We start from the raw sequence: 13,058 nt of genomic DNA on the forward strand, positions 1-13,058 counted from the left end.
TTACTTGATAACTGTTAATAATTTATCGTTTTTTTGCACGTAAGTTTCCTTTGTTTCAACAACATCCAAATAATGATCTGAATTTAAAATAACAATTGGGCTAATCAAACAATAACCAGCCTCTTCAATTTTCTCTTTATCAATACTCACCAATAAATCCCCTGCTTTCACTTCGTCATCTTTACTAACATGGAGGTCAAAATACTTTCCTTGTAGCTTCACGGTATCAATACCAATATGGATTAGTATTTCGATTCCTTCTTCAGTAGTTAAGCCGATTGCATGACCTGTTTCATAAGCCATTGTTATCTTGCCATCTTTAGGTGCATAAAATTTATTACCTATTGGCATAATACTAACCCCTTTACCTAAAGCACCTGATGAAAATGTCACATCTTCTGTTTCTGATAAAGCCAAAACTGTCCCTTCAACAGGGCTATTAATAACTGATTCTTTACTCAAATCAAAATGATTTTCTTTTTTTTCAGATGTTATCTCATCAATATCATCTTTAAAACCAAAAAGATAAGTTAAAACAAAAGATAAAACTAAAGCAATTGCCATAGTAATTAATGCATTTTTTAAGTTATTAGGATCTTCTGTTATAAAAACTGGCAATGTCGGGAATCCTGGTGAACCAAAACTAATTCGAACAACACCTGATAAACCAGCATATAATCCCGCTACCCCTCCAGAAATCATTACCGCTAGTAACGGACGTTTCAATGGCATAGTTACACCATAAAGTGCTGGTTCTGTAATGCCACATAATGCAGTAATTCCTGAAGAAAGAGCGATTTGGCGACGTTCTTTATTCTTAGTTTTTAGAGCAACAGCTAGAGAAGCTCCACCTTGTGAAATATTACTAGCTAACATAGCTGGGCCTGTAATAGTCTCGTAGCCTTTAGAAGCTAATGACAATTGTACAAGTGGTGTTAATGATACATGCATACCTATAGAAACTAACAACGGCATAGTAGCTCCTAATACAGTTGGAACTAACCAACCAGCATGAGCATCCAAGTAATTAATTCCTGATGATAAGACATTTCCTAACCAACTACCAATTGGTCCAATAATAATCAAAGCAACTGGTGCAGTAATTAAAAGAACTAATAAAGGACGCAATAATGCTTTAATGATGTTAGGACTTACTTTTTCTGCAAACTTTTCAACATAAGACATAAACCAAACACACAAAATTACTGGTACAGCTGTTGAAGCGTAACCTACTAAAGTTACGGGTACACCAAAGAAATGAACAGGATCACCTGTTGCAACTAGTGTTGAAAAACTTGGATGAAGTAGTACACCAGCTATAGCAATAGCAAAGTACTGATTGGTTTTGAAACGATTAGCAGCTGAAACTGACAATAGCATTGGCATAAAATAATAAACAGCATCAGAAATAAAATTTAAAATGTAATAGTTTTGAGTTTCTTTAGATAGCCCAAATAACACTAAAACAGCTAAAACAGCTTTAATCATACCTGCGCCTGCCAAAGCTGGTACCAATGGTGCAAAAATCCCAATAATAGTATCTAATACCTTGGAAAACATATTCTTATTATTCTCTTGTGACTTACCTGTTGCTACTTGTCCTGTTTCAGGATACTCTTTGAATATTTCTTTGATGACTGAATCGACATTAGGCCCTATAATTACCTGTGACTCATCACTAGCCTGAACTGCTCCAATTACTCCTTTGGTAACTTTTAAACTCTCAATATCAAATTTCTCTTTATCTTTTAAAACAAAACGTAATCGTGTTGCACAATTATAAACGGTTTCAATATTTTCGGAACCACCAACACTGGCAACAATATGTTTTGCTAACTCTAAGTTTGTCATACTAATTCTCCTTTTCAATAATCCGTTGAATATGAATAGTTAGATAAATATTTTCATCTTGATTAGGCGAATAATCATACTCCTTCTCAATCATTTCAGATATTTTTTCCACACACTCATATGCTTCTTGATATTTTTCTTTAATTACGTCGATCAAATCATTAAATTTCTCCTCTGACGAACTTTGATTCATTACACGAATTGTAAAAAATTTTAAATGTGTTAAAAAGCGTTGATAATAAATTGAATCCTCATCATAGGTCAATTTAAATTGGTATTTAATAATATTTAATATAGCTTGCATCAATCTAGTAGATTGATGTACGTGGTAAAGATCTACGTTAGTCGTAGAAGTAATAATATGCCAAGTAATAAAACCTGCTTCATTTTCATCAAAGTTAGTTTTTAACGTTGTATTAATGAGCTCTAACATTTCCATAGCAATATCAAATTCTTTCTGATAAAAAGTTTTGATTTCAAATAACATTGGATTATCTAATTGCAAATTAATTTCTTCTCGCTTCAATAGCATCGTTAAATGATCTGACAAAGTAACATATAACCCATCACTTACTTCTAATCCATAGCTTCCCTTTAATAAGTTAACGATACTATCCACTAAATCTACAACCTCAAGAGGAACTTCTACTAATATTTTTTGTAATTTCCCTCTGATTTCATCATTTTCAATAACAAACTTTTTTTCTACCTTTGATTCATCTACTTCATCTCCTACTTTTCTGTCCCACGCTATTCCTAATCCTGTAAAAATCACCTCATTTCCTTTATCATCTACCGTCACAACCGTATTATTGTTCAATTTTTTCGTTATTCTCACTAGATCTCTCCTTTCGAATAAAAAAAGACCTACTTAGAAAAGGACACAAGAATACTGTTGTGATCCTTATCTAAATAGGTCCAGCTTGCCTAGGCAATCACTATCCTACAAATAGATAATTAGTTATAAAAATTATATTACACCTCATATTATAAACATAATTAAGAATATGTAAAGAGACGATTTTTTCTAATTATTGTGTGCTCTGTGCTAAATAATAAAAATTATGTACTTCTAAAAAATAAGAAAAAGCACTTTTTCAAATAAAGAGTCTGTTTATTTCAATTGACGTTTTAAAATTCTTATGTTATGAATTTTCTCCTCCTAATTAAACAAACATATAACAACTAGTAAGAAAACAGGTCCCAATGATATCAGTATAAAATTTCTATTTTGAAAAAACTCCTGAAATCAATCCCACATTAATTGACATCAATCCATAGCCTTACAATCATATCAATAAATACAGGTAGTTTTAATAGAGATGGTAATTGGTAACAATGAGACTCCCTTCAGTGAGAACTGGAGGTTTGTTCTTCGGCTGAAAGCCTCTATTACCGGCCTGAGCCTAAAAGGCTCACTGAAACGGTTTCCCTCATGCACCACATTCACTCGCTGATCCTAGAAGGATCACTTATTTCTTTTTATTTTTCTCTCCTGTAAACGGATCGTATTCTTCAAATAATGTTAATTGATCTGCTACATAATCTTCTTGAACTTGATTTTTTATGTATTCCTCAATTTGTTTCTTATTTCGTCCTACTGTATCAACATAGTAACCTCGACACCAAAATTTTCTGTTACCATATCTGTATTTTAAATTAGCGTGTCTGTCAAAAATCATAAGACTGCTTTTTCCTTTTAAATAGCCTATGAATCCTGAAACACTTAATTTTGGTGGAATACTTACTAACATATGAACATGATCTTTACATGCGTTCGCTTCAATTATTTCAACACCTTTCCGCTCACATAATAATCTTAGAATTTCTCCAATACTTTGTTTGTATTTCCCATAAATTATTTGTCGTCTATATTTAGGTGCGAAAACTATATGATACTTACATTTCCATGTTGTGTGTGATAAACTTTGATTGTCCTTTTTCATAAGGAACCTCCTATATATTGATATTTTGTGGTCGGGAAACCAAATTTATCTTATCATTTTAGGAGGCTTTTTTAATACCACGCTGAAAGCTATTTAAAACATATAAAAAAAGTACCTAGCTAAAAAAAACTAGGTACTAAAAATGAGTTGGTTAGTTTATTAGTTAAGTTCATTGGAATTCAACAACTATACAAAACTTTAACAATTTAATCTAATAACTTTAGTAATTTTGCAGTATTAGTATATAATATTTTTTTAGCCAATGCATCATTATCACCAACAGCTTCAAGAACAGCCTCAAGAGAGCTGGAAGACTTAGCAAATGGTCTATCTACACCAAAAAGTACACGATCTTCGCCGAAAAGTTCAATCATTTCCTTTATTTCTTTTGGCGATCTAAAAGAAGTATCAACCCATAGATTATCTGCACCACCTAATTCTTTTGCCAGAAGTTCCATCTCACCGCCAACTAACCCACCACAGTGAGCACCAATAAATTTAACATGCGGCATTTTTTTGGCTAACCATATAAAATCTTTTACATCTCCATTTTCTGGTACCTCTAAATGTTTCAAGTCATCTGGATAGTATGAATTGACACCACAATGAGAAATGACAGGTAACTCTGTATATGCCCATGTATTTAATAAATCTTCTACACGAGGATCTTTAAGCGAAATAGATTGTAAAATGGGATGTATTTTCAACCCTTTAGCCCCACGACGAAAATCATCAATTAATTGTTTTTTTAATTGTTCATCCTCTGGATTAGTCCAGTCAACTGCAGTAAAAGGAATAATCTTCGAACAAATTTTAGAAGCTGCTAAATAATCTTCAAACCAAATAAATGGTGGGATTGGTAGCATACAAGCATAATCCACTCCGGCATATTCCATATCAGAAACAAATTTTTCTAATGTGTTTGCAAAACTAACCTCAGCTGTCATATCAATCATATTTTGAATTTGTTCAGGTTTAGTATGGTCCATCATTGGTCCTACAAAACCCGCATCTGAAAAGGCATCAAATGGATTGTGTTTTTCTGGGTCAATACTCACCCCCTTCTTATAAATAACATTTTTCTCATAGGCAAAAATATCGCCTAAATGTGAGTGACTGTCAATAATTGGATAGTCTTTCATTGTAGATTCCTCCATATTCTTTTTAAAAATTAAATTTAACACGACTTGTAATCAACGATCCGATAACACCTAATACGATAAATATATAACCAATAGAAACCCAACCAAAATTCTCAACAAACCAACCCGATATCGGAGCACTTAATAATGTGCCCAGATTTAAACCAATGTTCAAAGTACCAATAGCAATTGCAGCATACGCAGGTTTCAATGCCGTTTGTGGCGCAACGGTCCAATAAACCGAAGGAATCATGGCATCAAATAATGGATAAATGAAGATGAGAGTCATAACAAGAGCAGGAGAACTTGTATGGAAACATAAAAAACCGACAATTCCATAAAGAATATAACCGAAAATGGCTAAATTAACTCTGTTTTTAACTTTATTAAGAACATAACCAATCCCGACAGCATAAAAAATTTCAATGAAATATAGTAAGCTAATCATTTTTTGGGTATACGCTATTTCCCAGCCAGTACCATTACTCCAAAACAAGGTTATCCAACTAACGAATGAGAAAGAGCAGAAGGTAAATATAAGAGCTCCTACTGCCAATGTCAATGAAGACTTAGACTTAATCGCCTGCATGGTGGAGATTTTCTCATCAGATTTACTCATATAGTTATGTTCTGGCTCTGGTTCAGTCACAAAAAGAACAAAGAGAACAAGAGATAATAAGCAAAAAGCTAATCCTAACCACCATAAACTTTGCCAACCCCACTTTTCACTGAGGAATCCACTTAATAAAAATACTATTGTTTGAGCAATCATCATCCAAGATCCCCATATTCCCATTGGAAGACCTCTTTTTTCAGATGGAAACCACATAGTTATCAGACTTGGAGTTAAGACAGCAATAATACCAACTCCAGTCCCTTCGATTAATCGACTCACAATTAAAATAGTGACATTAGTTGTAAAAACACCGATTAATGTTCCCACCATTGTCATACATAAAGCTAATACACCAGATTTTTTTACTCCTATTTTACTTATTAAAGAAGATGCGGGAATAGCCAACAAAATACCAACCATCGCGAAAATAGAACTCAACAACCCTGCTGTATTCATTGGAATATTTAATGTTTCCATAAGGATATTCATAATTGGAGACACCTTATTTTGAACAACAGCTAAAGATACACCAGAGAAAACAGCACACAAAGTTACAATCCAAGACTTATTTTTCATAATACACCTCCTCTCTTAATTAAAAGAATTTTTGGCGAACTATATAAAAATATGAAATTTTTATACCTTTTTAAAAAAAGCATCATCACTTGATTTACAATTTATCTTTAATAAATTTGTATTGATTAATCGCACCTAGTTGAAATAATAAAAATAAGGACTCTACACACAATAAAAAAGCAAATGACATTTTACAGTAAGCGTTTTTTATATTTGGGTAAAACAGATGTGTTAGACAAAATAAAGGAGAGAAACATCTTTACGATGTATCGACAATTGACCATTTCTCATAGTTCTTATTTCTATGAGATCAAAAGGAAATATTACAGGAGGAAAACATATCTAGAAGAAAGTAAAATGAATAAGAGATTATCACAACAGTTTGAGCGAAAATAACCTATGTCAAAATCAAGAATACAGAGCATCAATATATTTTATGATAACTAAGATAAAATTTTGATAATTGGTATATAGTTATCTATAAGAAGTATTGTATTCAAATGTTTTTTGTAGTTTCTTGATCGTCCTGACAAAGTATATTAATATCAACTAAATACTGCCTCAACAGCTGCAAATATCTAAAAAAAAAAGACGCTGGATAAGATACAAGTATCTTATCCAGCGTCTTAACACCCTCCGATAAAAAAGCGGTTACATTTTTGTTTTTCGCTTTCGAATTTTGTTTTTTTCTGGTAATACAAGTCTAGCATATAATTTCCACCCTGTAAACATTAACTTTAATCATTTAATATTTCTGATCTAGTTACTTGGTATCTATTGATTTTTTTGATTATTCTTTCACTTATATTAACTAGTCCATTTTTCTCTAATTATACAAAGTTAGAGAATCCACTAGGAAGCAATAATAATAAAATCAGTTTGAACCATACTTTAAACTTCGTTTCATCAATTTCACTTCTTATCCTGTTCCTTAAGTAATAAAAAAAGCCGATACAAAAAAGATCAACATCAATCTTTTGTATCAACTTAGACTTAAAGTTATCCAATTATTTATTCAACAATTGCCTTTATCTATTTTGTTAAAACTAATTATAGTCATACGATGGTTTCATTTCTCTAGACCAAAAAACACTGCCAATCATTTTATTTCATAATTTAAAGCAAAAAAAGACTAAAAATCACCCCTTCTTAACCTCTTCCCAATAAGCCGCTTGTTCTTTCTCCCAATAGGCTTGATCCTCCTTAGTAATTGGACGAATCACACGACAAGGGTTACCTGCTGCTATCACATTCTCTGGTATATCTTTAGTTACCACTGAGCCAGATCCAATAATCGTATTATCCCCAATTGTAACACCTGGATTAACCACCACATTACCACCTATCCACACGTGATTACCAATGTGAATACTCTGTCCAAATTCAAGACCAGCTGCTCTCACCTCAGCATCAATTGGATGTCCTGGTGTTAATAAGCTAACTCTTGGTCCGAATAACACATTGTCCCCAATATTGATATTAGCCACATCTAGGAAAATACAATCGAAATTCGCATAAAAATTCTCACCAATTGAGGTATTGCTACCATAATCACATCTAAAAGGTGGCTCGATATAAATCTCTTTACCTACTTGCTTAAATAATTGTTGCAACAACTCTTTTCGATAACCCATTTCCTCTTCTGTTGTTCGGTTAAACAAGCGAGTCAGTTGTCGGCTTTTTCTTGCGTCTTCTCTTAATTCATCGACGCTTGCTATATAAAGGTCTTCTTGTAACATTTTTTCTTTTTCTGTTCGCATGGACTAATCCTTCTTTCTTGTAGTGCTTTGTTCATTATATGATGAATAACTAGTATTTTCAACCCAACTTGTTAGGAATAAGCAAACTATATGATAAAATAAAAGAAGAAAAATAGGAACTAATAAATGGCTCAAGCTATTTTTAATTTGATTGATGCCAATTCTTAATAACTAGTAAGCAACAGACGAATTATACCATCTGTTGTTTTTCAACTCTCAGTTCACAAAACGCTCTATTTACAAACTACGTAAACTATAGTAAAGTTGGTCTACACAAAAGGAGTGACTACATGATTAACCACATACAAGGCCTATTTCAAGAAAAAATTAAAATTTGGCATATAGTTTGCCTCTTTTTATTCGCACAACTCATTTATCTGGTTATGATGACCTATACTTTTCCAATTATTCAACAGAACTCAGGTACGATGAAAGCCATGGATTTAATGTCTATGGGGTATTCTTATGACTATGTTCAAGCATTTTTAGCAACTTTATCTCCAACTAGCTTGAACACTTATCTCTTTTTCCAATTACCTTTAGACATCCTTTTTCCTTTAGCAACTTCATTAACTTTTTCAATGATTATTGCAAAAACGACACCCTTAGGAAACAAGTTATTTCTGGTTGGATTTATTCCCATGCTATTTGATTACTTAGAAAATAGTTGTATTCTAATCATGTTAACTTCTAATCAAATCACTCATAGTTTGGTATCATTATCTAGTTTTTTTACCTTGATGAAATCAGTAACAACTATGATAATGTACCTATTAATCACCATCTTACTCATTCTATTTTTCAAGAACAATAAAACTAAAAACCCCTTAGATAAAAGCTGTTAAGCGACTATCTAAGAGGTTCTCTTTTTGTGTGAACAAAAATTTATTTACTTGTTATCTATTTTAAAATAGGTTTAAAAAGCGCTTTTAAGGTCCTATTTAGCGATGTAGTTCATTTTTTTAGCTTCTTCTCTTAATTCATCTCTGAATTTAGGATGAGCAATTTCGATTAAAGCTTCAACACGTTCGTTGATTGTTTTGCCTTTAAGACGAGCTGCACCGTACTCAGTAACAACGTAGTCTACATCATTTTTAGAAGTAGTCACAGCTGCACCAGTATAAAGTGAAGGCACGATTGTAGAGATAGCGTCATCTTTACCTGCAGTTGAGTTAAGAGCGATGATACCTACTCCGTTTTCAGCCATACGTACGCCTTTACCAAAATCAGATTGTCCACCAGTTGATGAATAATATTTAGATGGTAGTTTTTCAGAGTTACATTGACCTAGTAAATCAACTTGGATCGTTGCGTTGATTGTATATAGGTTGTCTTCTTTAGCGATTTCTTTAACAGAGTTAGATTTGTTTACTGGTAAGAAGTAAACATCTTCGTTTTTGTGTAACCATTTGTAAAGGTCAGTTGTTCCCATAGCAAATGTTGTAACAGTTTTACCAACATAAGTTTCTTTTTTAGTGTTATCTAAAGAACCAGAGTTGTATAATTCCATTGCTTTATCAGGTAACATTTCAGTATGGAAACCTAAGTTTTTCTTAGTTGATAAGTTGTTCATAACTGCTGATGGTACAGCACCATAGCCAATTTGTAGAGTTGCGCCATCTGGCACTAATTCAGCGATTAATTTACCGATTGCTGCTGATTTTTCATCAATAACTGGTGCTGGAATAGTTGGTAGTGGTTCACTACTTTCTACTAAAGCTGTTACATCATCAATATGAACATGATGGTTTTCACCATATGTATATGGTGCGTTTTCGTTTACTTCAATAATGATTTTAGAGGCAACATCTAAAAGACCACCAACGTAAGCGTTAGCTAAACTTAATGAGAAGTATCCTTTTTCATCCATTGGTGAAGCGTTAAACATTAAAACGATTTCTTCTTCACGCATTTTAATTAAATCAACTGTATCGCCAAAATGGTTTGGTAATAATTCAACGATACCGTCATTCATTAATTGACGATCTCCACCTAAGAAGATTGAGACTTGTTTTAATTTATCTTTTGGTAAATCATATGTTTTAACGTTTGTTAAGGTACGATATAATTTGTTGTTTTCTAATCCTTCATAAGTACAAAGTGCATCATGAAGTAATTTAGGTTCACCTGGTGCGATTGGATAAACGACTGCATCTCCTGGTGCTAAAAATTTAATTGCTTCTTCTGGACTCATTTTTTTGTCATTATATTTAGTCTGTAAGTCTTTCATTATGCTTCCTCCAGTAATCATCTATTATTGATTTTTAAATTCTGCTGAACGTTTTTCGACAAAAGCAGTCATGCCTTCTGTTTGATCTTCTGTTGAGAAGACTAATCCGAATAATTCTGACTCTAATCCCAAGGCTTTATCTAACGGCATTTCATAACCAACTTTAACTGCTTGTTTCGCAAAGTTAATAGCGATTGGTCCTTTAGTCGTAATTTTTTTAGCATACTTCATTGTTTCTTCCATTAAAGTTTCTGGTTCAAATACTTGGTTGAATAATCCGATTCTTTGACCTTCTTCTGCTTTAACATTAACTGCTGCATATAATAGTTCTAAGGCTTTTGATACGCCAACAATACGAGATAAACGTTGAGTTCCACCAAAACCTGGGATAACTCCTAAGTTTACTTCTGGTAAGCCAGCAACTGCTTTAGTTGAAGCAAAACGAATATCACAAGCCATAGCAAGTTCTAATCCTCCACCTAATGCGTAACCATTGATAGCTGCAATCACTGGGATTTCTAAGTCATCAACTGCTTTGAAAGCACGGTTCCCAATAATTGAGAACTCGCGTGCTTCTAAAGCATTTTTTGAAGCCATTTCTTTAATATCAGCACCTGCTACAAACGCTTTTTCTCCAGCTCCTGTAACCACTAATACTTTGACTTCTTTATTACCTTTAATCTCATAAACAGCTGCTTCAATTTCTTCAAGCGTTTGTTGATTTAAGGCGTTTAAATTTTTAGGGCGATTAATCGTTAATGTTGCAATTCCTTCTTCAATAGAAAGTAATACATTCTCATAGTTAGTCATGCTAATTACTCCTTACAAAGTTTTTATTAGTCGTATTTGTAGAAACCGCGACCAGATTTTTTACCTAAGTATCCAGCAGCTACATATTTTTTAAGCAATGGACATGGACGGTATTTAGGATCGTTGAATCCGTCATACAAAACTTGCATAATTGATAAACAAGTATCTAATCCGATAAAGTCAGCTAATTTCAATGGTCCCATTGGGTGATTCATACCTAATTCCATTACTTGGTCAATGGCTTCTGGTGTTGCAACTGATTGGTATAAAGTAAATGCTGCTTCATTGATCATTGGCATTAACACACGGTTTGATACAAATCCGTAAGAGTCGTTAACTTCAACTGGTACTTTGTTCATTTCTAATGTTAAATCATGGATTGCTTGGTAAGTTTCATCATCAGTTTGTACCCCACGGATAATTTCAACTAATTTCATTACAGGAACTGGGTTCATGAAATGCATTCCGATGAAACGTTCTGGGTGAGAAACAACTGCTGCTAAGTCAGTGATTGGTAATGATGATGTGTTAGTTGAAAGAATAACGTCTTCTCCAACGATTTCATCTAATTCTTTAAAGATTGCTTTTTTGATTTCAAAGTTTTCTACAGCTGCTTCAATAACTAATTGAGTATCTGCTGCATCTTTTTTATCAGTTGATAACGTAATACGGTCTAAAACAGCTTGTTTTTCTTCTTCTGTTTTACGTCCCTTTTCAACGTCACGAGTTAAGTTTTTAACGATGTTTGCTAAACCTTTTTCAGCAAATTCTTGTTTCATATCGTTTAAAAGAACTTCATATCCTGCTTGTGCACAAACTTGTGCAATTCCGTTACCCATTTGTCCTGAACCGATTACCATAATTTTTTCTAATTTCATGATTATTTCTCCCTTACGTTTTTATATGTTTTTATTAGTAGTCACAACGAATTAAAATAGCGTCACCTTGAGCAGCACCACTACAGATTGCAGCAATACCATAAGTTGCTTTACGTCTTCTCATTTCGTGAACAAGTGTTGCAATAATACGTCCACCAGTTGCTCCGATTGGGTGACCAAAGGCAATAGCTCCACCGTTTACGTTAATTTTTTCAGATGGAATATCTAACATTTTTTGCGTAACTAATGTCACAGCAGCAAATGCTTCGTTAATTTCAAATAAATCAATGTCTTCAACTGTTAAGTTGTTTTCTTTTAACACTTTAGTGATGGCATGTCCTGGTGCACTTGCAATTAATCTTGTTTCTACACCACATTCAGCATGTCCTAAAATAGTTGCTAATGGTTTGATTCCTAATTCTTTAGCTTTTTCTTCTGAAGCTACCATAACTGCTGATGCGCCGTCGTTTGTTCCTGGTGCATTACCAGCTGTTACTGTATTTCCTTCAACGAATAAACCTTTCAAACGTTGTAAGTCTTCGATTGTTGTATTTGGACGAGGAGCTTCATCTTTAGAGATTACTAAAGCATCTCCGCGACGTTGTGGTACTTCGATTGATACGATTTCTTCTTCAAGAACGCCAGCTTCAATTGCTTTTGCTGCTAATTGTTGGCTACGTAATGCCCACTCATCTTGTGCTTCACGGCTGATTTCATATTTGTCAGCACCGTAACCACCGTTTACTGCCATATGTTGGTCATAGTAAGCATCCCATAAACCATCATTTACCATTAAATCGATCATTTGAGTGTTGAACATTCTGTTACCCCAACGCATATCTTTTGAAGCAAAAGGCGCGTTAGACATAGATTCCATACCACCAGCTAAAACAATATCTTTGTCACCTGAGCGAACCATTTGATCAGCCATTGTGACAGCTCTTAAACTTGATGCACAAACCTTATTAATTGTTTCAGAACAAATTGACCAGTCTAATCCAGCTTTTACTGATGCTTGACGAGATGGAATTTGACCAACACCTGCTTGTAATACTTGACCCATTACAACGTAATCGATAGCGTCTTTTGATACACCACTTTTTTCAATAGCTGCTTTCATTACTTCAGCACCTAAATCTACTGCGGGGATTGTTTTGAAGGCTCCACCAAATTTACCGAATGGCGTACGCACTGCACTTAAAATTACACTTTTTGTCATTTCTTTTTCCTACTTTCTTATTCGTGCCTA

At 33.5% G+C, this 13,058-nt stretch carries 11 protein-coding genes; 1 reads left to right on the forward strand and 10 read right to left on the reverse strand.

What is annotated here, in order from left to right:
* The 6 genes from DOK76_RS01590 to DOK76_RS01615 form a co-directional block, all read right to left on the reverse strand.
* Window positions 1–1,851, reverse strand: coding sequence for a beta-glucoside-specific PTS transporter subunit IIABC (locus DOK76_RS01590; protein WP_206964497.1), 1,851 nt, complete (start codon window positions 1,849–1,851; stop codon window positions 1–3).
* Window position 1,852: 1 nt separating this feature from the next.
* Complete coding sequence (licT, locus tag DOK76_RS13315) at window positions 1,853–2,689, reverse strand: BglG family transcription antiterminator LicT (RefSeq protein WP_206964500.1); 837 nt, start codon at window positions 2,687–2,689, stop codon at window positions 1,853–1,855.
* Between the two features lie 634 nt (window positions 2,690–3,323).
* Complete coding sequence (gene tnpA, locus DOK76_RS01600; protein WP_206964502.1) at window positions 3,324–3,797, reverse strand: IS200/IS605 family transposase; 474 nt, start codon at window positions 3,795–3,797, stop codon at window positions 3,324–3,326.
* Between the two features lie 206 nt (window positions 3,798–4,003).
* Complete coding sequence (locus DOK76_RS01605) at window positions 4,004–4,939, reverse strand: amidohydrolase family protein (protein ID WP_206964503.1); 936 nt, start codon at window positions 4,937–4,939, stop codon at window positions 4,004–4,006.
* Window positions 4,940–4,961: 22 nt separating this feature from the next.
* The gene (locus tag DOK76_RS01610) at window positions 4,962–6,131 is read right to left on the reverse strand and encodes an MFS transporter (RefSeq protein ID WP_206964504.1); all 1,170 of its coding nucleotides are present in this window, start codon (window positions 6,129–6,131) and stop codon (window positions 4,962–4,964) included.
* Window positions 6,132–7,270: 1,139 nt separating this feature from the next.
* Window positions 7,271–7,891: a sugar O-acetyltransferase gene (locus DOK76_RS01615; RefSeq protein ID WP_206964505.1), complete on the reverse strand. Its 621-nt coding sequence runs from the start codon at window positions 7,889–7,891 to the stop codon at window positions 7,271–7,273.
* A 290-nt stretch (window positions 7,892–8,181) separates the two neighbouring features.
* On the opposite strand from DOK76_RS01615, the gene DOK76_RS01620 reads away from it, so the two are divergent.
* Window positions 8,182–8,736, forward strand: coding sequence for a hypothetical protein (locus tag DOK76_RS01620; RefSeq protein WP_206964506.1), 555 nt, complete (start codon window positions 8,182–8,184; stop codon window positions 8,734–8,736).
* Window positions 8,737–8,828: 92 nt separating this feature from the next.
* Here the strand turns inward: DOK76_RS01620 and DOK76_RS01625 are convergent, their stop codons facing one another.
* Genes DOK76_RS01625 through DOK76_RS01640 form a run of 4 tightly spaced genes read right to left on the reverse strand, consistent with a single transcriptional unit; the run spans window position 8,829 to window position 13,028 of the window.
* A complete protein-coding gene (locus tag DOK76_RS01625; RefSeq protein WP_206964507.1) occupies window positions 8,829–10,121 on the reverse strand; it encodes an acetyl-CoA hydrolase/transferase family protein in 1,293 nt (430 codons plus the stop codon).
* Between the two features lie 24 nt (window positions 10,122–10,145).
* A complete protein-coding gene (locus DOK76_RS01630) occupies window positions 10,146–10,931 on the reverse strand; it encodes an enoyl-CoA hydratase-related protein (RefSeq protein ID WP_206964508.1) in 786 nt (261 codons plus the stop codon).
* 26 nt (window positions 10,932–10,957) lie between these two features.
* Entirely contained in the window at window positions 10,958–11,809 is an 852-nt protein-coding gene (locus DOK76_RS01635) for a 3-hydroxybutyryl-CoA dehydrogenase (protein WP_206964510.1), read from the reverse strand.
* Window positions 11,810–11,843: 34 nt separating this feature from the next.
* Window positions 11,844–13,028: an acetyl-CoA C-acetyltransferase gene (locus DOK76_RS01640; protein WP_206964511.1), complete on the reverse strand. Its 1,185-nt coding sequence runs from the start codon at window positions 13,026–13,028 to the stop codon at window positions 11,844–11,846.
* Window positions 13,029–13,058 lie beyond the last annotated feature (30 nt).

Source organism: Candidatus Vagococcus giribetii, from assembly GCF_017316185.1.
Classification (GTDB): Bacteria; Bacillota; Bacilli; order Lactobacillales; family Vagococcaceae; genus Vagococcus; species Vagococcus giribetii.